We start from the raw sequence: 21,559 nt of genomic DNA, 5'->3' as shown, positions 1-21,559 counted from the left end.
AACCGATGGTAATGGAAACTATGCTTGGATAGACCAAACTACGGATACCGACACACAACTGAACGAAACGCAAGTAGATGCTTTCGTAGCGAATAATGGATATTTAACTGCTGAGGTGGATGGCTCTGTGACCAACGAAATTGAACTGCCAACCGGTGGAAACGACGGGCAGGTTTTAAAAACCGATGGTAGTGGAAACTATGCCTGGATTGATTTACCTTCTGGTGGTGGTCCAGTATGGGTAGCTACAGTAGTAAACTCAGATACGACATTAACTACCGAAAACCAAATTGCTACTGTACCAGGTACATCAACAGTATCACTACCAGCATCACCTTCAGAAGGGCAAAATATATGTATACATCATGTAAACGGAACAATACTTGATCCTAATGGAAAAACTCTTCAAGCCAATCCATCTTTAAACATTACAACCCCAACTTCTTTATCAGGTGCTGGCACAATTCACATTATCTATGTAAATGGAAAATGGTATCTATTATAATTAATTCCTAATATTTTCGTTAGTAAAAAAGGTGCTTAATTTAAATCATGCACCTTTTTTACTATGAATACCAACACACGAGAGGAGTTCATCTTCCTCTACTTCAAATACTCCAAAACATTAGCTTCTATCCTACTTTGGATATCTGAAACATCGGCTTTTACAAAAGTTTCGCCCGTAATGTTTTCGTAAAGTTCTATATAACGGTCAGAAACCGATTGGATGTATTCATCGCTCATGTGAGGTACGGTTTGTCCTTCCAAACCCTGAAAATTATTACTGATGAGCCATTGGCGAACAAACTCTTTTGAAAGCTGTTTTTGCGGTTCGCCTTTTTCTTGACGTTCCTCGTAACCTTCGGCATAAAAATAACGCGAGGAATCGGGTGTGTGGATTTCATCAATCAATACAATCTTCCCATCTTTTGTTTTTCCGAATTCGTACTTGGTATCCACCAAAATCAATCCGCGCGAAGCTGCTATTTCAGTTCCTCTTTGAAACAGTTTACGCGTGTAATCTTCCAAAACCAAATAATCTTCCTCTGAAACAATACCACGTTTTAAAATATCTTCCCTAGAAATGTCCTCGTCGTGGTCACCCATTTCTGCTTTGGTGGCTGGCGTGATAATTGGTTCGTGAAATGCGTCATTTTCTTTCATCCCTTCTGGCATGGGCACTCCACAAAGCAAACGCTTTCCGGCTTTATATTCGCGTGCCGCATGGCCACTCATATAACCACGTATTACCATTTCTACCTTAAACGGTTCGCACAAATGTCCTACGGCCACATTGGGGTCGGGAGTTGCTGTAAGCCAATTGGGCACCAAATCTTCGGTAGCCGCCATCATCTTAGTCGCTATTTGGTTTAATATTTGTCCTTTGTACGGAATACCTTTAGGCATCACAACATCGAAGGCCGATAGCCTATCGGTGGCTATCATGACCAATTGCTCGTCGTTAATATTATAAACTTCCCTAACTTTTCCTTTGTAAACATTTTTCTGCTTTGGGAAATTAAAATTGGTGTCTATTATGGTATTGCTCATTTCTTTTTAATTGAATTTTGAAAATTTTTAATCTTCTAAATTAAGACTATAAACTGTTTTAGCCCCGATTGAAGCGGCATCCTTTTTTGCCCTTAAAAGCAAAAAAGATATAGCGGAAAGCGGGATTAGCTTCTAATAAAAATTAATCTCTATTTTCTATACTTTTGTAGGCTTCAATAACCTTTTTAACCAGTGAGTGACGAATAACATCTTTATCGTCTAAAAATATCATGCCTACGCCCTCTACATTTTTAAGGATTAAAAGCGCTTCTTTTAAACCTGAAATGGTGCGACGCGGCAAATCAATTTGTCCTGGATCGCCCGTTAGCAGGAATTTGGCATTTTTACCCATACGCGTTAAAAACATCTTCATTTGCGCATGAGTGGTGTTTTGTCCTTCATCAAGAATAACAAATGCATTATCGAGTGTACGTCCACGCATAAAAGCCAAGGGCGCTATTTGTATGGTACCGTTTTCAATATAGTGCGCCAATTTTTCGGAAGCAATCATATCACGCAAGGCATCGTAAAGCGGTTGCATGTACGGATCCAGTTTTTCCTTTAAATCGCCCGGAAGAAAACCTAAATTCTCACCCGCCTCCACTGCTGGACGTGTTAAAATAATACGCTTTACTTCTTTATTTTTTAAGGCTTGAACGGCCAATGCCACTCCCGTGTATGTCTTTCCTGTTCCGGCTGGGCCAATAGCAAAAACCATATCGTTCTTCCTGATAGATTCTACCAGCTTGCGTTGGTTGGCCGTTTGTGCTTTTATCAATCGACCACCTACGCCATGAACAATGACTTCGCCACTTTTTTCGGATGTACTGTAATCATCACTGCTTTGGCTTGTTAATACGCGCTCTATGGTATTTTCGTCTATTTTATTGTATTTACCGTAGTGCTTAAAAAGCATGGTCATTCGGCGGTCAAATTCCTCCAGCAACTCTTCATCTCCAAAGGCTTTAATTTTATTGCCCCGCGCTACTATTTTTAATTTAGGAAAGTACTTTTTTAAAAGTTCGATGTTGGCATTTTGGGCTCCAAAAAATTCTTTCGGAGTAATCTCTTCAAGTTCAAGAATAATTTCGTTCAAAGGCTTAAAATTATTTTAATAATTCTGTTCATTAAATAGCTTCATTTTGTGCTAACGGACAAAAATGATTTCTTAGTTTTGTGTAACTTTTAACTATAACCCAAAAATACATAAATTTGGGAAAGGTTTTACGAAAAACATATCAACAATTTGCCCATGGCAATCATAACATTAACTACTGATTTCGGACATAAAGACCACTTTGCTGCTGCAACCAAAGGCGCTATTTACAGTGAGTTGCCCGATGCCAAAATTGTTGATATCTCGCACGCCGTGTCGCCGTTTAACATTCCGGAAGCGGCTTATATCATTCAAAATGCCTTTAGCAGTTTTCCGAAAGGAACTATCCATATTATAGGTATCGATTCGGAATTGAACCCCGAAAACAAACATATTGCCATAAAACTGGACGACCATTATTTTGTGTGCGCCAACAACGGCATTATGAGTATGATTTGCTCTGAAATAGCACCTCAGAAAATTGTTGAAATCAATATTCACGACCGGATACAGAGCAGTTTTCCAGTATTGGACGTTTTTGTAAAAGTAGCCTGCCACATTGCACGGGGCGGTACTTTAGAGGTTATTGGAAAGGCTATTGATACCATTAAGCCGATAAAAAATATTGTGCCTTATGTAAACGACAACAAAACGCAAATTATTGGCAGTGTTATTTATGTTGACAATTACGGCAACGTGATTACCAACATTAAAAAGGGCTTTTTTGAAACCATACAAAAAGGCAGGAGTTTTGAAATTTTGGCCCGTAATTATCGTTTTAAAAAAATATACGATAAATATAGCGATATTGTAAATTTTGATATTCCTGAAAACAAACGGCACGACGAAGGCCGAAAATTAGTGGTGTTCAATTCCGGAGGTTTTTTGGAAATTGCACTTTACAAAAGCAACAACAGCACTGTTGGCAGTGCCTCTACCCTTTTGGGACTTAAACCCATGGATGCCGTAAGCATAAGCTTTATGCCCGACCCGGTTGTTCCGCAGGGCATAGAAGCCATACAAAACATCAAAAAAGCGGCCGATTATTAATTAAAAAATGAATTATGCTAGTTAGAATAGTGAAAATGGGGTTTTACAAACAAAATATTGATGTGTTCCTCGATAATTTTGAAAACACCAAAAGAGAAATCAGGGCTTTTGAAGGCTGTAATTTTTTGGAACTTTATAGAGATAAAACCAACCCCACCATTTTTTTTACCTATAGCTATTGGGAATCGGAAGAAGCTTTGGATAACTATAAAAAATCGGAACTCTTTAAACGGGTTTGGGGTAAAATAAAACCGCTTTTCAGCATCCGGCCCGAAGCTTGGAGTGCCGATAAATTGGAAACGTTAGACTAAAACAAAACAACCTGAAACCTGAAACCTGAAACGAAATTAATTAAATGTTAGCCATACTTAAAAAAGAAATCAACTCGTTTTTTGCTTCGCCCATTGGGTATTTGGTTATTGCCATATTTTTAACTTTAAATGGTTTGTTTCTTTGGTTATTTAAAGGCGAATTCAATATTCTAAATTATGGCTTTGCCGATTTATCTGTCTTCTTTTTATTGAGTCCGTGGATTTTATTGTTTTTAATCCCGGCCGTGACCATGCGCTGCTTTTCCGATGAAAAAAAACAAGGCACTTTAGAGCTATTGCTTACCAAACCCATTTCGGTTTTCCACATAGTATTGGGTAAATATTTTGGAGCTTTCATTTTAATAATTATTGCATTAATTCCTACCCTGCTATACGTTTACACGGTTTATCAAATGGGCAATCCCGTTGGAAATTTAGACATGGGCAGCACCATTGGTTCTTATTTCGGACTCCTATTTCTAGTGGCCGCATACACCAGTGTTGGCGTATTTACTTCCACCTTGTCCGATAACCAAATAGTAGCGTTCATATTAGCAGTTTTTATCTGTTTTATTTTTTACATCGGCCTGGAAGGTGTTGCCGATTTTACCTCAAGCAATTTTATTGAGCAATTAGGCATGAACGCCCACTATAAAAGCATGAGCCGCGGCGTTTTAGATACGCGGGATATTGTATATTTTTTAAGCATCACACTTTTCTTTTTAATATTAACCAAGCTAAAATTAAACACCGAGCGCAAATGATCATAACAGGAAGCTTTGTTATTTTATTGGCCATTGTTTTCATTTTGGTTTGGTTGTTTATGAATACTGTTGACCATAGAAAATGGCTTACTTTTTTAGTGAGTTTGGTATTGGCTCCCATAATTTACTTTTATGTGTTTTACCCCTTACTGAACATTTTTAGCAGTTACCACCATCAAAAACACTTTAATGCCAAAGCTTGGAAAGAAAGTCCTGCCCTGCGTTACGAAATGAGCCATGAGATTTTGAACGACAGTTTATTTATTGGAAAAAACAAAATAGAAGTAACCCAATTATTGGGAGAAAGTGAATGGTACGGATGGGATGATGCGCTAAAAGTCTACTCGCCCAATAAGTGGAATTACAATATGGGACTAAAACCAGGGGCATTCAATAATATGCAGGAATGCCTCGAGTTGCAATTTGAAGATAACAACGTTGAAAGTGTTAGATTATACCAATTAGAAAGAACTTTTGAATAAATTAACAAAACATATCGCCTTACTTATTGTGGCTTTGATAGCTATCAACCTGCTGAGCAGCAAACTTTACAAACGTTTTGATTTAACGGCCGACAAACGCTATACGCTAAGCGAATCGGCCATCGAAATTATTGAAGATATCGACTCACCCATTGTAGTGGATGTATTTTTGGAAGGAAACGATTTCCCTTCAGAATTTAGAAGATTGCAGAACGAAACCAGACAGCTTCTCGAAGAATTTCAAGCCGAAAACAGCAACATTGTTTTCAGTTTCATCAATCCGTTGGAAGACGAAACCACCCGCGAACGCAACATACAGCAACTTACCCAGCGTGGCTTAACGCCCATGCAACTCAGTGTTCAGGAAAGCGGAAAATCGAGCCAAGCTGTTATTTTTCCGTGGGCCTTGGCCAGTTATAACGAGCAAACCGTAACCATTCCTTTGGTGAAAAATAAAATTGGTGCCTCGCAACAGGAATTGGTGAGTAACTCGGTTCAGCATTTAGAATATGCCTTTGCCGATGGCTTTAGCAAGCTTACAAAACCTAAACGTAGAAAAATTGCCATTTTAAAAGGTAACGAACAATTGGAAGACAAATACATTGCCGATTTTGCCAAAAAACTGGGCGAATATTATTTTATCGCGCCTTTTACCTTGGATAGCGTTGCCAGTAATCCACAGAAAACATTAAAAGATATAGAAGCTTTCGATTTAGTGATTTCAGCAAAACCCACTGAAGCTTTTACGGAAGAAGAAAAACTGGTTTTGGACCAATATACCATGAACGGCGGAAAAAGCCTTTGGCTGATCGATGCCGTTGTAATGGAAAAAGACAGCCTTTACAATGCCAGCGGAAAAAACTATGCCGTGGCCCGCGACCTCAACCTCACCGATTTTTTCTTTAAATACGGTGTGCGCATCAATCCCGTGATGGTCAGCTCCCTGTTTTCTGCCCCCATTACCGTGGCGATGGGGAGTGGTAGCGAATCGCAGTTCCAGCATTTAAAATGGCCTTATTCGCCGTTGGCCGGAAGCAACAGCAACCACCCTATCGTCAACAACCTGAACTTGGTAAAATTCGATTTTGCAAATCAAATTGATACCTTAAAAAACAATGTTGAAAAGACGATTCTTTTAGAATCGGCGCCCGTCTCAACACTTGAAGGCACACCCCGCGAAGTAAATCTGGACGTTGTTACTAAAGCTCAAGACCCCGAACGCTTCAACCAAGGCAACCAATCTTTGGCTGTTCTTTTGGAGGGCGAATTCCATTCCGTTTATGAAAACCGCATCAAACCCTTTCAACTTTCCGAAGTAAAAAATATAAGCGTCCCTACGAAAATGATTGTGATTGCTGATGGCGACCTTATAAAGAATGATGTAGTTAGAAATGTGCCGCAAGAATTGGGCTTTGATCGTTGGACGGGACAGACCTATGGCAACAAAGAATTTTTGCTGAATGCCGTAAACTACCTTTTGGACGACAACGGACTTATAAACATTCGTTCGAAAGAAATTGCCGTAGCCTTTTTAAACCAACAAAAAATTGCAGACCAAAAAACCACCTGGCAGCTTGTAAACATTGTGCTTCCGTTGATTTTACTGAGTCTTTTCGGGCTTGGTTTTAACTACTTTAGAAAGAAAAAATACGGCGCTTAAATGTTAATAAGTTTGTTTCGAAATAAATAAGCTTTCGAATATATTTGTACGTATCATAATTTCAATTTTAATTAATCGTTAATCGGAAGAAATTATTGGGCATCAATAAAAAAATGACGATGCCGCACTATTTGTTTCGCTTAACCATTGAAAACATTAAATCCTCAGATGAAATTTATAGTATCCAGCACTTATTTATTAAAGCAATTACAAATATTAGGCGGCGTAATAAACAGCTCGAACACCTTACCCATTCTAGACAATTTTCTTTTTGAGTTAAGCGGTAACCAATTAACGGTTTCGGCCAGTGATTTGGAAACCACTATGGCTTCTAAACTAGATGTAGAAAGCGATAGTGATGGTAGCGTGGCTATACCGGCGCGTTTATTACTCGATACTTTAAAAACATTCCCAGAGCAACCTTTAACTTTTGTTGTGGAAGAAAACAATACCGTTGAAATCAGTTCCAACCACGGTAAATATGCCTTGGCTTATGCCGACGGTAACGAATTCCCAAAAGCTGTAGCGCTTGAGGATCCGAGTAAAACTGTTGTAACGGGCGATATTTTGGCCACGGCCATTAGCAAAACTATTTTTGCTGCCGGAAACGACGATTTACGTCCCGTAATGAGCGGCGTATTTTTTCAATTTTCAACCGAAGGATTGACTTTTGTGGCGACCGATGCCCACAAATTAGTAAAATATACACGAGCTGATGTTAAAGCCAACCAAGTGGCTGAGTTCATTATGCCCAAAAAGCCTTTAAATCTATTAAAAGGCATTTTGGCGGCTAGCGAAGATGATGTAACGATTGAGTACAACGACTCTAACGCAAAGTTTACTTTTGAAAATTCTGAATTGATTTGCCGATTGATTGATGGGAAGTACCCGAATTACGAAGCGGTAATTCCAAAGGAAAACCCAAATAAATTAGTGATTGGCAGAAATCAATTTTTAAATTCGGTGAAGCGTGTTAGTATTTTCTCGAATAAAACCACTCACCAAATACGTTTAAAAATTGCCGGTGCCGAATTGAATATTTCGGCTGAAGATTTAGATTACAGCAACAAAGCCGAAGAGCGCCTAACTTGCGACTACCAAGGTGACGATATGCAAATTGGCTTCAACTCGCGTTTTTTAACCGAAATGTTGAACAACCTAAATGCCGACGATGTACAATTGGAAATGAGCATGCCTAACCGTGCTGGTATTTTAACCCCTGTAGACGGGCTGGACGAAGGCGAACAAGTTACCATGCTGGTAATGCCAGTAATGCTTAACAGTTAAAAATTAAAACCACTAAACTAAGCTAAATAAACCGTTGCTTCGGTAACAAAACGAAAAACGCTCACTTAAAAAGTGAGCGTTTTTTATTTGGGCACAATAGCTTTTTAGGATTCCGCTCTATCATCTAAATAAATATAACTCCCCTTATATCCACCAGAAATTAGCGTGCCATCGTTTCTTTCAAATTCAAAGCTAAACTCTATTCGGTCTACCGAATAGTAAGTAATGCTTATACTCCCTGATGTGGCTTCAAAATGGTTATCGCCAGATTCTAACAAGGTTTCACCACCTTCGAGATCGCCCGCCTCTAAACTGGCATCAATTAAAAATTCGTAGTTTAGAATTGAGTTGAAATTATAACTTAACTCTCCTAATGGATCGTCATTAATAGTAATATTTAAAACATCGAAATTATTAAGTGCTTGCCCTTGATTAATAGCCCCCATTACCTCAACCTCTGTTTTATTGGTAAGCTGCAAAAAGGTTCTATTAAAAGAAGGCTCTATTATAACCGAATTCACGTTATATACATTATCGCCTACTTTTACTACGTTAATGCCTTCAGTATTGGCATCGTCATTAGAAGTACACGATACATTTGCGCATATCATTAAAATCGCAATGCTAATATGTTTTAAAAGTTTCATGGTTTTTCTTTTTAAGTTAAAAAGCACTCCCAAGTGAGCGGGAGTGCCTTTCCTATCAATTAAAATTAATTAATAGCTAGTTTTTCAAAAATCTTTTATTGAATGTTCCCTTTTGAGTTCTAACAAGAACCATATAAAACCCAGACGGCAATGTTTCTATGTTTATCCCATCGAGATAATTTGTTGTTTGCTGAACAAGCTGTCCATTGACATTGTAGATTTTTAGACTTTCAATCTGATCGTTGTTAGAATTTAGGAACAACCTGTTATTCGCCGGATTAGGATATAACTTCAAAACTTTGGCTTGAAGGTTTTCATCGTCAAAACTTAGTGTAGAATTATATTCATAAGCCCCCAAATCTAAAGTAGTATTGAAGAACCTATCGCTTCCTGATAAGTCTAAACCACCAAATAAGGCTATATCGTAATAAGAATTGTCTCCCTGATCTATAATATAACTTGAGGCTGATGTTGGCTTGTAATCGCTATCTAAATTTAAATTATCGGTTGCCGGGTCTAAAGTGGTAAGGTTAGTCGTTGAAAACGTTCCGTAAGTTCCAGCGTTTGAAGGTACTGATGCAATAGTATTTTTAATAAACACATCGTAATGCTCGTCTAATCCATTAGAAATATCTCTAGTAGCTGCAGTACCATTAACAGTATTCTGCCAAAAAATAGAATTATTAATATTAAGGTTTACACTACCATTACCTGATGCCGTTATAGAATTACCATAAGTACCATTATAATCATTATTAACAAACGTACTATTATTAATTACAACATCTAAAGTGTTTCCGTTATTCCAATCTTCTCTATAAACTTCTAATGCTGAATGATTAATATCGTTATCTGCTACCAAAACATTTGCCCAACGTGTAAAAATATAACCGTTTGTACTATCAGATTGCACATAAACCAATCCCATATTAACAATAGTATTATTGATAAACTTGGTGTTTTCAATTAGTAATCCTTGATTAAACTTTCTAATTTTAAGTAAATATCCATTAGAATAATTACTTCTAAATATTGAATTTTTAATTTTTAAGTTATTAGCATTTAAATTATTTGGTATAAAAATAACACCGTTTTCTTCTACGCCTCCAGATTGTGAAGTATCGTAAATGTTTTCGAAAATTATACCATCAAAAGTGACGTTGCTTGTTCTTAATTCAAATAATCGTTCTGCATTATCTGTTTTGTTCGATGAGAAATCACCATCAATATCATCACCATTAATATCACCAGTAAAAATGGTTGCATTTGTAGTATGAATAGCTGTTAAATCTCTATCAGCTAGAGTCGTTTCGGTTCCTGCAAAACCTCCAATAATATCCACTTCATCTGTATTAACAGCTATTGGTGTGTTTTTATCTGCTAATGTATACGTGCCTTTTGCTACCCAAACAGCATCATTTAAATTGGTAAGTGCTAAAGCGTCTGTTACGTTTGTAAAAGCATCTGTCCAAGAACTTCCATCGTTGGCGCCTGTTGCATTAGCATCTACATAATACACTGAAGGAATACAATTTTCGCTATAACTTGTTTGACCATCTTTAGTCCAACCTACATTATACAGACCAGTGTTTGCTGGTGGTGAAAAGCCTGCATCTACCTGTATACAATTTAAACTTGGATTATTATAAGCTTTCATATAGATGAAATTGCTATTATTTCCGTTAGAGATTAATAAGGTATCTAATAAACTATTTTCATGACAAAACAATTCTTCAATATTTGTATTTAAACGAATATCTAAACTAGTTAAATTGTTGAAACCAACATGCAAACGTGTTAAGGATAAGTTATTACTCACGTCTATAGTAGTTAAGCTATTATTAGGAACATCTAAACGCGTTAAATTTATAAAGGCTTCTATACCTGTTAAATCTGCAATACCAATACCATCCATAATTAACTCGGTAGTAGCTTGTGCTTCAGCCATCGTTATTTCTGAATCTCCATTTAAATTGATATTGTTATCGCTTACTAAAAAGTTTTTAAAATTAGCATCAGGGATGTTTACTACTTGACTAAGAGCAGCACAATCGTCGCCATAAACTGCTGAGTTACCTTTAGTCCAACCTTGGCTGTATATTCCGGCATCTGCTGGTGGTGTAAAACCAGCATCTATTTGAATGCATGATAAACTATTTCCATAAGCTTTCATATAGCTAAAGTTACTGTTATTACCATTAGCAATATTTAATTCATATAAAACACCATTGTTATGACATTGTATATCTGTAATTAGCGTATTTGCGCTAATATCTAAAGTTTCAATTTGATTATCAGCACAGTGCAAACGTGTTAATGCTAGGTTGTTACTAACATCTAAAGTCGATAAATTATTACTGTAACAATCTAATCGTGTAATACTTACAAAAGCTTCAATACCTGTTAAATCTGAAATTGACAAACCATTAATTAATAATTCACCTGAAAATGCTTGCGCTTCAGCAACTGAAATTTCACCATCGCTATCGGTATTAATTGATGAATTTCCAACGAGATAAGACTTAAAATTAGCATCGGGAATATTAACATTTTGTGCATGTATGCTAAACCATGCAGTCGCCATTAAAAAAGAAAATAAGAGTAATGTTTTTTTCATTGTAGTTGAGATTTATTTTTCGACAACAAAACAACTACTATACTTCAGGTTTTCAATTTGCTTTTTTCTGAATGGGTCTAATTTCTTTCTGAATGAAAATCACATAAACGTTTCCTTTATTATCTCCAAGAATTGATCGCGTTTAGATTTTGAAATTGGTATGCGTTTTTGGTTGCTCATTAGTAAATAATCGCCATCGTCTTTCACCAATTCATCTACATATTTTAAGTTGATTAAATACGAACGGTGGCACTTAAAAAACATCGTATTGCGCTCTAATTGTTCAACAAAATGCTTTAACGGTTTGCAAATGGTTTTTTGTTTACCATCTATAAGTTGCACGTTGGTGTACATGCCATCGGCTTCAAAATACACAATGTCGTTGTGTGATGCGAACATGATGCCTTTTGGGATTTCTAAAGCAATTTTATCTATAGATAACTGCTTTAACGAGTCGCGCAATTTGTTTAATTGGTCGTTTAAGTTATTCGTTTTTATGGCTTCTTCAGCTTTTGAAACTGCTTCTTTTAGTTCGTTGACATCAACTGGTTTTAGCAAATAATCGACTGCTGAAAGTTTAAATGCCTCGATGGCATATTGGTTGTAAGCCGTTACAAAAATGATTTTAAAATCGATTTGATCGGGAAAATACTCAAGAATATCAAGCCCCAATTCATTGGGCATTTCGATATCTAAAAACACTAAATCTGGACGACCGTTTTTTATTAATTGAACACCAGAAACTAAATCTTGTGCCTCGTCGATTGTTTTAATGCTAGGGCAATGTTCTGAAATAAGATTAGACAGCAGGTGTCTAGCACGTTTTTCGTCGTCTATTATTATAGCTTTCATAGGTTTACTGTATGGGCAGAATAATGGTTACTTTGGTGCCAGTGGGATGGCTGTTTTTATCTTTCAAGTCTTCGACATGTATAGTAATATCTCGCTTTAATTTGTTTTTGTACAGGTGAACACGTTCTTGGTTCGCTCTGGTGGCAAAGGGTTTATGTTGCTGGTTTGGCCGCTTTTTAAACTCTGCGTGTTCGCGACCAATACCATTGTCTTCAATTGTAATTTGCAATTTGTTGTTTGGTTGTTTTTTAGCCTCTACTTTTAAAATCCTGTTGTTTGCCTTATGCAGTAACCCATGTTTTAAAGCATTCTCTACATATGGCTGAATAAATAGCGAGGGCACCTTAATTTGATTGGTTTTAAGGTTATCGTCTATTTTTATTTTATATTCCAATTGATCTTCAAACCTTACTTTTTCTAGTTCTAAATACAGTTTCAGCGCAGTTAGTTCTTCCCTTAAGGTTATTTCGTTTTCTTGGCTATAGTCTAAATACATCCTAATTAACCGACTAAATTTCACCAAATACGAACTTGCCAATTCTTTTTCGTTGGAGACAATGTAATCTTGAATGGAATTGAGGGCATTAAAAATAAAATGCGGATTCATTTGTGAGCGCAAATTTTCCAACCGTAAGTTTGTGTTCTTTTTATCGATTAAAATTTTATCGATTTCAGCAATTCGCTCTGATTCCTTTTTTTTGAGGCGCCATTTAAAATACAACCAAATTAGCCAAAACATACCGCCCGTTAACAGTCCATAAAACCACCAGGTTTCCCAATACGGTTGCTTGATTACAAACGTAATGGGAGCAGCGGAAACAGTTTGCTCTGAATTGATATTTTTTGCTTTTATCTCAAAGGAATATTGGCCGTTGGGCAAACTATTAAATGTTACTGTATTGCTACCATTAGATGCATCATGCCAACTGCTATCGAGAGGTTGCATACGGTAATGGTAATTTACATAATTATTGGATTGGTAACCATTAGAGTGAAACTCTATCTCTATTTTATTTTGATCATATGGTAAGGTATACGCGCTGCTCACTACGGTATCTCTGTCTTGAATGGCTATACGATGAACCGCTACTTTAGAAGTTTTATAATCTTTAAAAGTTTGAGAACTATTTGGCAAAAGATAAAACCCATTTGGCTGTACAATAACTACATAATTTTGGGTGATTATAAAATTATTGATGATTCCCTTTAACCCCGATTGACTGCCTACTTCATTTAATTGATTGTTCGTATAGTTATACCTATAAAGCAAGTGATCCGTGGCCATCCATAAAAAATCTTCTTTTGCTACCAATTGATTGACTTGATTAGATGCCTTAAATCTAGGTATTTTAGATACTTCCAGATGGTTATCTTCTAACTTTAATAAACCATTATGCAGGGTAGCTAACCATGCTACCTTACCAGTTAAAGCCATTGAATTAACCAATATGCTTTTGGTTTTATATTTAATTTCTTTGGCACTTAAAGTCTGTTTATCGTAAAGTTTTAGCCCATCAATATGCCCGATTAAAAACTGATTGGTATTTAAATTAAGGGCACTTTTTACCCGTTTATTAGACACCAAACGAGTAGAATCTGTTGTAAATGTTTTGTTATAAACAATGGCCTCTTTGTAATTTCCGTAGAGCAAATTTCCATTCCCAAGGTCGGCAAAGGCCTTGCCTACAGCATATTTATTTTTAGCATGGGTAATGTTATAATTTTCTAGTTCTACAACATACGACTCTGACGCATTGATACTAACAATAAGCTTTTGTTGCTCTGCATAATAATAGAGACTTCCTATTATTTTTGGTCCAGGAAGCCTGAGTGTTTTTATATGTTGGTAATTATCATAAAAAAGGAGCTGCCCGTCTTTCGTCCCTAAAACAAATCGATTTCCATCCAGAGCACAAGCCACTGTAAATTTACTTTTTTCGTTTTTTAGGCTGACTTTTTTTATGTGAATGTTAGGGATTACAAACACACCGCTATCCAGAGTGGTAAACCAATAATTATTATTAAAATCAATTTCAACATTCGTTACCGACTCATTAGGCATTATCTGCTCTACAAATTGAAACTGATTTTTTTCAAGTCCGAACACATATATTCCAGAAGGGGTTAAAAACCAATATTTATCATTTAACTGTATAATCTTGTAAAGCTTTTGATACCTCAGCTCCTTAGGTGTTTCCAATATCTGATGCCCCTTCGTTTGTTTGTTGATTAAGTAGAACCAGTTAAAATTATTGATGCTGAAACTAACCAAAACCTTTTCACCAAACGCGTACACCTTATGATTGTCAATAATTTGGTTGAAATCTAATTTTAATAAAGTCTCTATTTTATCATCACTTATTCTACAAACGCTATATTTGGGAGCGGACTCACTCTCACCCATAACAACGTAGGAATCCTGCTTATCGCGATGGGCAAAAAAGAACTCCCCCTTAAAAATTTGCTTGACCTCTTTATTAGTCTTCGAAATTTCGTAAGCTCCAGACTTGGTATAAACCGTCACCTTATTTTTTGAAACAAAAAACGGTACTAACTGACCATTTACCAATTTATTGGCATCGTAGAAAAGCTGTAGTGAGTCGTTTTTATAGAAGAAAATTTGTCCGTAAATGTTATTGCACCAAAGCACTCCTTGGTGATCTTCTTGTAACTGAAAGAATGAGTTTCCTTTTTGCTCTGTGTGAGTGATTTTCACATAATCGGTTCCGTTGTACTTAAACAATCCTTTGTCTGCAGCCAACCAAATAAAGTGGTCTCTATCCTCCTTTACATCGTAAAACTCAACATCGGGCAGCGGCGAAATCTTAGCCATATCAACCGATACATGCTCTTGTGCGCTAAGATGACTGGTTAATAATACGAAAAAACTACAAAGCCAAAAGTTTACCTTTAAAAACATATAGTCGCAAGAAAAAACAAACTTATAACTTAAAAGTTATTTGTAAATATATTTTTTCCGTAACACCTTAGTTTTTTTCTGAAAAATAAAATCAAAAACAATTACTGAATAAAATTAAAGGTAAGTGGGTAGGTTGGCACTTCTCCTCTACTAGCCTTAATAGCGTTTACTATTGGAAATACAATTGAAATCACCCCTAATACAATAAAACCTAAAAGCCCCAAACCAAATAACAAAATAAGTGGTACACAAATAATGCAGTAAACAATTAAACTAAGCTGAAAGTTTAGAATGTTCTTGCCGTGGGCATCCATTTGGTACACTTTATCTCTTTGGGTTAACCAAAATACAAGAGGTAAAAGCAAACTTCCAAAACCAATGATTAAAGTAATAAGCTGGCTTAAATGAGTAAGCACTATTAATTGATTATCTTGTCTCATAATGTTGTTCTTTTTGATTGACTATTATTTGACGCTCAAACATTTAAAATGTTACATCCAACCACAACAAATCTCAGTCTACATTATGTAAAACCAAAAACGGATGGTGTATTTTAAAAGCCAAATTTTCAATGGGATGCCCTGAAAACAACCGCTCTATAAAACTGTGATGTTTCCCCACCATACAAAGCCATTTTATAGCATGGGTTTCAGTGTAATCGTGCACCACATGATACAAAGATTTATCGTTAGCTGCTAAAAAATCATGTTCGGCGTTCGGAAAATGAAGCTCTAAAAAACTGGCGAGATGTGCTTTTGGTTCTGCCTTTTCGGCCATACTACCTGTACTTAAAAATTTCACGTCCGTGTGGTTTTTATCTACCAAATATTTTAATACCTGTAAGCTTTTGGCATCCAACTGCTTTAAATTACTGGTTAAGAACACCAAACGGTCTAAATTAGAAAATGAAACATTTTTGGGAATGGCCAAAACTGGAACATTTGATTGTTGTATAACACGAGCAGTATTGCTTCCAAAAATCATTTTTTCAATTCCCGAAGCCCCTTTAGTACCCATAATAATAAAGTCAATATCATGCTCCTTGACCACTTGGTTAATGGCATCGATAAAATTATCGTAATCCACCAAGCTGTGGAACGTATGTTTAGGGTTTGCAAAATTAGTTTTTAAGTCGCCTATTAATTTTTCAACCGATTTTTTAGAGGAATCGATTAAGGTTCTATACACCGTAGAGTCCGCACTAACAATCATCATATCGTCAGTTATATAAGACGAAGCCTTCTGCACATTAAAAACAAAAAAATCGCAAGGTTCGGATTTCAACAGTACCATAGCATAGTTAATAGCACTTATTGAATTTTCAGAAAAATCGGTGGGCAATAAAACACGTTTCATGTCAATAAAATTTAATATTCCATATACTCCATAAGATTACGTTAAAAACGTTTCTTTAAACACTTCCAACCAGAAACCAGCACTCCTATAAATATACTCATTTTCCGAATATCAAACCATGACAATAATCAGCCGACGAGCTACCATCTAAATTATTTAAAAATTAGCATAATAATTTTAAGCATCGTATTTTCGGCACAATAAATGATAACAAGAACGTTATATCATAAACCAAAAAATATGCTCCGTATTTTATTTGCATTAACCTGCTTCATTTCAGTATCGCTTGGCGCACAAAACACCGCTGTGGGGTTTAACGAAAAACTTACCTATACTGCTGCTTACAACATGTCTGGCATCCTTACCGACCTAGCTCAAGTAACCATGGAAACCAGTCCGGTAAAAACATCGAAAGCCACTTTGTTGCGTTTAAAATGTACAGCTACAACTTATAGCAAATGGGATAATTTCTTTAAAATAAGAGACCTTTACGAAAGCTATGTCAACCCCAAAACGTTAACCCCGTATTTGTACAACCGTGATATTAATGAAGGCGGCTACTACAAAAACATGAAATATACCTACGGCCATAAAAGCGGAACGGTAAAAACGGTAATGAAGAAAAAAAATCATACGGAAAATAAAACCGTAAATATTGGTGCTGGAACAAAGGATATCATCGCCACTATGTACTATATGCGTTTAATGGATTTCGAAAGCATGTCGGCCGGTACCAGTAAAAGCTTTCCCATTATTTTTGACCGTGAAGAATTTAAAGGGGCTATTACCTATTTAGGAAAAGAAACCATCAGTACGACGATTGGTAGCAAGAGCTGTTACAAACTGTCTATTGGGTCGAGCGAATCGGGAGCCGTAAAAGGCACGCTTTGGCTAACTGCCGATGCCAACAAAATACCCGTTTACGGCAAGTTTAAAATACCTGTGGGCACGGGTGAACTTAAAATTAAATCGGCCACCGGCTTAAAAAACCAAATCTGACAATTAAACAAAAACATTAACAGATGAAAAAATTATTTACCATTTTGGCCGTTGCCGCTTCCATATTGGCTATTATACTTGCGGTACTTCCTGTTTCAAATCTTGCGGTTTTCCCATCAATTGCGGCTCTCATTTTCGGTTTTACAGCTTTCTACTTATCAAAAAAAACAGGCAAAGTGAAAAAAATCATTCAGTTTTCATTTTTATTGACCATTATGGCATTGGCCCTCACTACCTATAAAGCTATTTTTACGGAAACCGAAGTGGCCAATACAGACGATTTAAACGCAAAAGAAACCCAACTGGAAGAACAAGCCATTGAAGAATTGGAAGACCTTGAAATAGAAGAGATTGAAATAGACGAAAGTGAACTGGAAGATATTACTATTGAATAGCAACTAACTCCACATTTTTTTTATATTTGTCGTAATATTTATATGAAACTCGCATACTAAAAGTTTTCCTGCCCCAGAGAATGTTTTGATTGTAAGTTGCATGGGATTAAACCTATAAAACACACATGAAAGCCCTCTGTACCCTCTCTCTCATTACATTGGTAGGCACTTGTGCTACACCCAAGTACACCAACAAAATACAAAATATTAAAGACAGCATTATACTTACCGATAGCGCTTTGGTAATGAAATATGCCAACACTATTACGTCCAAGGAACTAAAAACGAATCTGTACCAGTTTTGTTCAAATGAATTTGAAGGTCGAAAAGTTGGTGAGGCCGGACAAAAAAAAGCAGCCCAATATTTGAAGCTTTATTACCAAAGTCAAAATATTGCCTCTCCACTTGGGGCCAAACAATATTTCCAAACGGTATCATCCAACTTTATGGACCATAAATATGAAAGTTCAGAAAATGTGTTGGCTTTTATTGAAGGTAGCGATCAACCAGACGAGGTGGTGATCATCTCGGCGCACCTTGATCACTTGGGAGTATCAGAAAACGGCACCATATATCCCGGTGCAGATGATGATGCCTCGGGCAATGTCGCTTTAATGGAAATGGCACAAGCCTTTAAACTGGCAAAAATTCAAGGCCACGGTCCAAAAAGGAGCCTGCTATTTCTTCATTTAACTGCCGAAGAAACAGGGTTAATGGGCTCCCGGTATTATGTGTCGCACCCAGTTTTTCCGTTAAGCCAAACCTTGGCCAACCTAAACATAGACATGATTGGACGTGTGGACGAACTACAAAAACACAACGAAAATTATATCTATTTGATAGGATCAGACCGATTGAGCAAAGAACTGCACTACCTCTCTGAAAAGGTAAACAGCACCTATTTCAACCTCAATTTAGACTACCGTTACAACAACGAAAATGACCCCAACAAATACTATTCGCGATCGGATCATTATAATTTTGCGTTAAAAGGCATCCCTGTAATATTCTATTTTAACGGTGAACACGCCGATTACCACAAAGTTACCGATACTCCAGATAAAATAAATTTCCCGCTTTTAGAAAAACGTACAAAATTCATTTTTGCTACGGCATGGCAAATTGCCAACCAAGAACACCGCTTGGTAACCGACCAAAACAATCAATTGTTAAAATAGCCTAAAGTTCTATTGGGCCAGTTACTTTTTTCGTATAATAGTGAAACTAAAAAAACAACATATCGCTTTGAAAATTTTAGCATTATTTATTTCCGTAGCCATTTCGGTAACCTCCTGCAGCAATGGTCAAAACAAAAAAAACAATACCCAAACGGCGTCGCCTGAGACATATGCCAAAACTATTACTGCTTCCGAGTTAAAAGAGATGCTGTACACCTATGCTTCAGGTGATTTTGAAGGCAGAAAAACTGGCGAACCCGGACAAAAAAAAGCCATTGAGTTTATAAAAAAACATTATGTAGAAAATGGCATTGCTTCACCCATTGCCGAAGGCGATTATTTCCAGGAAATTCCATCGTCATATTTCCCTAATGGCATTGCCGACTCCGAAAATGTTTTGGCCTATATAAAAGGCAGTGAAAAACCCGAAGAAATTATTATAATTTCGGCACACCTCGACCATGTAGGCGTGGCTAAAAACGGCGATGTGTATAATGGTGCCGATGATGACGGCTCTGGCACCGTAGCCATTATTGAAATGGCCGAAGCTTTTAAAGCCGCCGAAAAAGCAGGCGATGGCCCTAAACGCAGTATACTTTTTTTGCATGTTACAGGTGAAGAGCTGGGGCTGTATGGCTCAAGGTATTACGCCGATGTTGATCCTATATTCCCTCTAGAAAATACGGTTGCCAACTTAAACATAGATATGATTGGCCGAATTGATGACAAACACCAAGGCGGAAAGAACTATTTGTACCTCATTGGATCGGATAGATTGAGCACCGAACTGCACGAAGTTGCGGAAGCCGTTAACAATAAATATTTTAATTTGGAGTTCGATTACACCTTTAATGAAGACAACGACCCCAACCGCTTTTATTATCGATCGGACCACTACAACTTCGCCAAGCACAACATACCCGTTATCTTCTATTTTAACGGCACCCATGCCGATTACCATAAGACGACCGATACGCCCGACAAAATCAATTATGAATTCTTAGAGACCCGAGCCCGTTTAATTTTTCATACCGCTTGGGAATTGGCCAATCGGGAAGAACGCGTGAAATTGGATTAACACTTATATTATTCATTTTAACTATATTGAGCCATATGATCCAAAATTTGAATATATGGCTCCTAAAAAAAAGCTTGTTACCAGTCGAAGTTTTTTCGAAAACCTAGATACTTATTTGGGCGAGTTCGTTTATGGCGGTATAGATGGCACCATAACAACCTTTGCTGTAGTTGCTGGTTCGGTTGGGGCTGGACTGGAAAGTTCCATAGTCATTATTTTAGGTTTTGCCAACCTACTGGCCGATGGGTTTGCCATGTCCATCGGGGCATATTTATCAGCCAAATCAGAAAATGCCAATAAACTTAAAAACGGTAGGTTCAATAATGAACACGCTCAAATAAAAGGCAACAATCAAGAACATATCACAGGTAAAAAATCACCAATACTTATTGGTTTTTTCACCTATTTATCTTTTGTAGTTTTGGGCTTAGTCCCATTGTTAATTTATGTTGTAGATTTCGCAAGGCCTCTGCATATCGATCTATTTTTCATATCTTCCATTTTAACTGGAATAGTTTTTTTTATAATCGGTGCCCTCAAAGCTTATGTTAGCTACTCAAACATAGTTAAAAGTATTATCGAAACCCTTGCCTTAGGTTTTATTGCAGCGCTTGTTGCTTATTATGTTGGTGATATTATCGAAGGACTAATTGTTTCTTCTACAAAATAAACTTATTGAAGACATTTTACCTCCCAGCTAGAGCACATTTTCAACAGATACTTTGAAATTTAACAAGTAAAAAATGATAGCCCAAACACCAACTCCCCCCTATTACGTCGTAATTTTTACTTCCGTAAAAAATGAAGACGATAAAGGGTATTCTGAAATGGCCGATTTTATGGATAAATTAGCCAGCCAACAAGATGGCTTTTTAGGTATTGAAACTGCTCGAAACGATTTAGGCATTACCGTATCGTATTGGCGGGATGCAGACGCCATAAAAAAATGGAAAGCCCATACCGATCACCAAATGGCGCAAAAAAAGGGTAAAACCGATTGGTACAAACAATACAAAGTCCGTATTGCAAAAGTAGAGCGCGACTACGATTTCGGGCTATAATCATGAATATCCGTTATCAATCATAAAACTGCTCGTCTCCCAGAACTTGTTTTAGGATATCATTATAAAATTGTGACTCTCAAACAATAGGAGATGCTGAATCAAATTCAGCATGACAACAACACACTACGGATCAGTCCTAAAAGTTGGGGAGTTAAATAGTTTTATCTTTGGGGAAAATTAAATTTGTGGAAATTTCTAAAGAATTACTATCCTTATTGCTACCTGATTTTTTGGTAGACCATTTTAGTTTTA

21 protein-coding genes are annotated in these 21,559 nt (G+C 36.8%); 13 read left to right on the top strand and 8 right to left on the bottom strand.

Annotated features, from left to right (window positions below):
• The coding region (locus tag HC176_RS12445) for a hypothetical protein (RefSeq protein WP_167918774.1) at positions 1-505 on the top strand (505 nt) is incomplete at its 5' end.
• A 98-nt stretch (positions 506-603) separates the two neighbouring features.
• On the opposite strand, the gene HC176_RS12440 is transcribed toward HC176_RS12445, so the two are convergent.
• Together HC176_RS12440 and HC176_RS12435 are read right to left on the bottom strand one after the other, a co-directional pair.
• Complete coding sequence (locus HC176_RS12440; protein ID WP_167918772.1) at positions 604-1,551, bottom strand: phosphoribosylaminoimidazolesuccinocarboxamide synthase; 948 nt, start codon at positions 1,549-1,551, stop codon at positions 604-606.
• A 142-nt stretch (positions 1,552-1,693) separates the two neighbouring features.
• Positions 1,694-2,647: a PhoH family protein gene (locus HC176_RS12435; RefSeq protein ID WP_167918770.1), complete on the bottom strand. Its 954-nt coding sequence runs from the start codon at positions 2,645-2,647 to the stop codon at positions 1,694-1,696.
• 156 nt (positions 2,648-2,803) lie between these two features.
• Between HC176_RS12435 and HC176_RS12430 the strand changes: the two genes are divergently transcribed.
• From HC176_RS12430 to dnaN, 6 genes are all read left to right on the top strand, one after another.
• Positions 2,804-3,697: an SAM hydrolase/SAM-dependent halogenase family protein gene (locus tag HC176_RS12430; protein ID WP_167918768.1), complete on the top strand. Its 894-nt coding sequence runs from the start codon at positions 2,804-2,806 to the stop codon at positions 3,695-3,697.
• 14 nt (positions 3,698-3,711) lie between these two features.
• Positions 3,712-4,008, top strand: a complete 297-nt coding sequence (locus tag HC176_RS12425; protein ID WP_167918766.1) for a putative quinol monooxygenase — start codon at positions 3,712-3,714, stop codon at positions 4,006-4,008.
• A 44-nt stretch (positions 4,009-4,052) separates the two neighbouring features.
• Positions 4,053-4,772: a gliding motility-associated ABC transporter permease subunit GldF gene (gldF, locus tag HC176_RS12420; RefSeq protein ID WP_167918764.1), complete on the top strand. Its 720-nt coding sequence runs from the start codon at positions 4,053-4,055 to the stop codon at positions 4,770-4,772.
• The gene (locus tag HC176_RS12415) at positions 4,769-5,254 is read left to right on the top strand and encodes a hypothetical protein (RefSeq protein WP_167918762.1); all 486 of its coding nucleotides are present in this window, start codon (positions 4,769-4,771) and stop codon (positions 5,252-5,254) included. The genes gldF and HC176_RS12415 overlap by 4 nt, the downstream gene beginning before the upstream one ends.
• Complete coding sequence (gene gldG, locus HC176_RS12410; protein ID WP_167918760.1) at positions 5,247-6,914, top strand: gliding motility-associated ABC transporter substrate-binding protein GldG; 1,668 nt, start codon at positions 5,247-5,249, stop codon at positions 6,912-6,914. The genes HC176_RS12415 and gldG overlap by 8 nt, the downstream gene beginning before the upstream one ends.
• A gap of 168 nt (positions 6,915-7,082) precedes the next feature.
• Complete coding sequence (dnaN, locus tag HC176_RS12405) at positions 7,083-8,201, top strand: DNA polymerase III subunit beta (RefSeq protein ID WP_167918758.1); 1,119 nt, start codon at positions 7,083-7,085, stop codon at positions 8,199-8,201.
• 104 nt (positions 8,202-8,305) lie between these two features.
• Here the strand turns inward: dnaN and HC176_RS12400 are convergent, their stop codons facing one another.
• The 6 genes from HC176_RS12400 to HC176_RS12375 form a co-directional block, all read right to left on the bottom strand.
• Positions 8,306-8,848 carry a hypothetical protein gene (locus HC176_RS12400; RefSeq protein ID WP_167918756.1) on the bottom strand — a complete coding sequence of 181 codons (543 nt, stop codon included), beginning with the start codon at positions 8,846-8,848 and terminating at the stop codon, positions 8,306-8,308.
• Positions 8,849-8,924: 76 nt separating this feature from the next.
• Positions 8,925-11,465 (bottom strand): T9SS type A sorting domain-containing protein, encoded by a 2,541-nt coding sequence (locus tag HC176_RS12395; RefSeq protein WP_167918754.1) that lies wholly within the window; start codon positions 11,463-11,465, stop codon positions 8,925-8,927.
• 99 nt (positions 11,466-11,564) lie between these two features.
• On the bottom strand, positions 11,565-12,317 hold the full coding sequence (locus tag HC176_RS12390) for a LytR/AlgR family response regulator transcription factor (RefSeq protein WP_167918752.1): 753 nt from the start codon (positions 12,315-12,317) through the stop codon (positions 11,565-11,567).
• Between the two features lie 4 nt (positions 12,318-12,321).
• Positions 12,322-15,150: a sensor histidine kinase gene (locus tag HC176_RS12385; RefSeq protein WP_245234890.1), complete on the bottom strand. Its 2,829-nt coding sequence runs from the start codon at positions 15,148-15,150 to the stop codon at positions 12,322-12,324.
• Between the two features lie 188 nt (positions 15,151-15,338).
• On the bottom strand, positions 15,339-15,677 hold the full coding sequence (locus HC176_RS12380) for a DUF4870 domain-containing protein (protein WP_167918748.1): 339 nt from the start codon (positions 15,675-15,677) through the stop codon (positions 15,339-15,341).
• A 73-nt stretch (positions 15,678-15,750) separates the two neighbouring features.
• Entirely contained in the window at positions 15,751-16,593 is an 843-nt protein-coding gene (locus HC176_RS12375) for a universal stress protein (protein WP_167918747.1), read from the bottom strand.
• Positions 16,594-16,833: 240 nt separating this feature from the next.
• Here HC176_RS12375 and HC176_RS12370 point away from each other — a divergent pair, with 240 nt between their 5' ends.
• The 6 genes from HC176_RS12370 (at position 16,834) to HC176_RS12345 (ending at position 21,304) form a co-directional block, all read left to right on the top strand.
• Positions 16,834-17,592: a DUF3108 domain-containing protein gene (locus tag HC176_RS12370; RefSeq protein ID WP_167918745.1), complete on the top strand. Its 759-nt coding sequence runs from the start codon at positions 16,834-16,836 to the stop codon at positions 17,590-17,592.
• Positions 17,593-17,615: 23 nt separating this feature from the next.
• Positions 17,616-17,987 (top strand): FUSC family protein, encoded by a 372-nt coding sequence (locus HC176_RS12365; protein WP_167918743.1) that lies wholly within the window; start codon positions 17,616-17,618, stop codon positions 17,985-17,987.
• A gap of 125 nt (positions 17,988-18,112) precedes the next feature.
• Positions 18,113-19,165: a M28 family metallopeptidase gene (locus HC176_RS12360; protein ID WP_167918741.1), complete on the top strand. Its 1,053-nt coding sequence runs from the start codon at positions 18,113-18,115 to the stop codon at positions 19,163-19,165.
• Between the two features lie 67 nt (positions 19,166-19,232).
• Positions 19,233-20,243 carry a M28 family metallopeptidase gene (locus HC176_RS12355; RefSeq protein ID WP_167918739.1) on the top strand — a complete coding sequence of 337 codons (1,011 nt, stop codon included), beginning with the start codon at positions 19,233-19,235 and terminating at the stop codon, positions 20,241-20,243.
• A 55-nt stretch (positions 20,244-20,298) separates the two neighbouring features.
• Entirely contained in the window at positions 20,299-20,913 is a 615-nt protein-coding gene (locus tag HC176_RS12350; RefSeq protein ID WP_167918737.1) for a VIT1/CCC1 transporter family protein, read from the top strand.
• A gap of 73 nt (positions 20,914-20,986) precedes the next feature.
• Positions 20,987-21,304 (top strand): antibiotic biosynthesis monooxygenase family protein, encoded by a 318-nt coding sequence (locus HC176_RS12345; protein WP_167918735.1) that lies wholly within the window; start codon positions 20,987-20,989, stop codon positions 21,302-21,304.
• Positions 21,305-21,559: the final 255 nt, after the last annotated feature.

Source organism: Tamlana crocina, assembly GCF_012037625.1.
Note: the sequence above shows the minus strand (reverse complement) of the source record. Positions and strands in the feature narration are given on the sequence as shown.

Excerpts from the sequence above, each read along its gene's own strand:
- dnaN (WP_167918758.1), top strand. The coding sequence starts at position 7,083 with ATGAAATTTATAGTATCCAGCACTTATTTATTAAAGCAATTACAAATA.
- HC176_RS12440 (WP_167918772.1), bottom strand. The coding sequence starts at position 1,551 with ATGAGCAATACCATAATAGACACCAATTTTAATTTCCCAAAGCAGAAA.
- HC176_RS12350 (WP_167918737.1), top strand. The coding sequence starts at position 20,299 with ATGGCTCCTAAAAAAAAGCTTGTTACCAGTCGAAGTTTTTTCGAAAAC.
- HC176_RS12400 (WP_167918756.1), bottom strand. The coding sequence starts at position 8,848 with ATGAAACTTTTAAAACATATTAGCATTGCGATTTTAATGATATGCGCA.
- HC176_RS12415 (WP_167918762.1), top strand. The coding sequence starts at position 4,769 with ATGATCATAACAGGAAGCTTTGTTATTTTATTGGCCATTGTTTTCATT.
- HC176_RS12365 (WP_167918743.1), top strand. The coding sequence starts at position 17,616 with ATGAAAAAATTATTTACCATTTTGGCCGTTGCCGCTTCCATATTGGCT.
- HC176_RS12385 (WP_245234890.1), bottom strand. The coding sequence starts at position 15,150 with ATGGCTAAGATTTCGCCGCTGCCCGATGTTGAGTTTTACGATGTAAAG.
- HC176_RS12430 (WP_167918768.1), top strand. The coding sequence starts at position 2,804 with ATGGCAATCATAACATTAACTACTGATTTCGGACATAAAGACCACTTT.
- HC176_RS12360 (WP_167918741.1), top strand. The coding sequence starts at position 18,113 with ATGAAAGCCCTCTGTACCCTCTCTCTCATTACATTGGTAGGCACTTGT.
- HC176_RS12425 (WP_167918766.1), top strand. The coding sequence starts at position 3,712 with ATGCTAGTTAGAATAGTGAAAATGGGGTTTTACAAACAAAATATTGAT.
- gldF (WP_167918764.1), top strand. The coding sequence starts at position 4,053 with ATGTTAGCCATACTTAAAAAAGAAATCAACTCGTTTTTTGCTTCGCCC.
- HC176_RS12345 (WP_167918735.1), top strand. The coding sequence starts at position 20,987 with ATGATAGCCCAAACACCAACTCCCCCCTATTACGTCGTAATTTTTACT.
- HC176_RS12375 (WP_167918747.1), bottom strand. The coding sequence starts at position 16,593 with ATGAAACGTGTTTTATTGCCCACCGATTTTTCTGAAAATTCAATAAGT.
- HC176_RS12395 (WP_167918754.1), bottom strand. The coding sequence starts at position 11,465 with ATGAAAAAAACATTACTCTTATTTTCTTTTTTAATGGCGACTGCATGG.
- HC176_RS12380 (WP_167918748.1), bottom strand. The coding sequence starts at position 15,677 with ATGAGACAAGATAATCAATTAATAGTGCTTACTCATTTAAGCCAGCTT.
- HC176_RS12370 (WP_167918745.1), top strand. The coding sequence starts at position 16,834 with ATGCTCCGTATTTTATTTGCATTAACCTGCTTCATTTCAGTATCGCTT.
- HC176_RS12390 (WP_167918752.1), bottom strand. The coding sequence starts at position 12,317 with ATGAAAGCTATAATAATAGACGACGAAAAACGTGCTAGACACCTGCTG.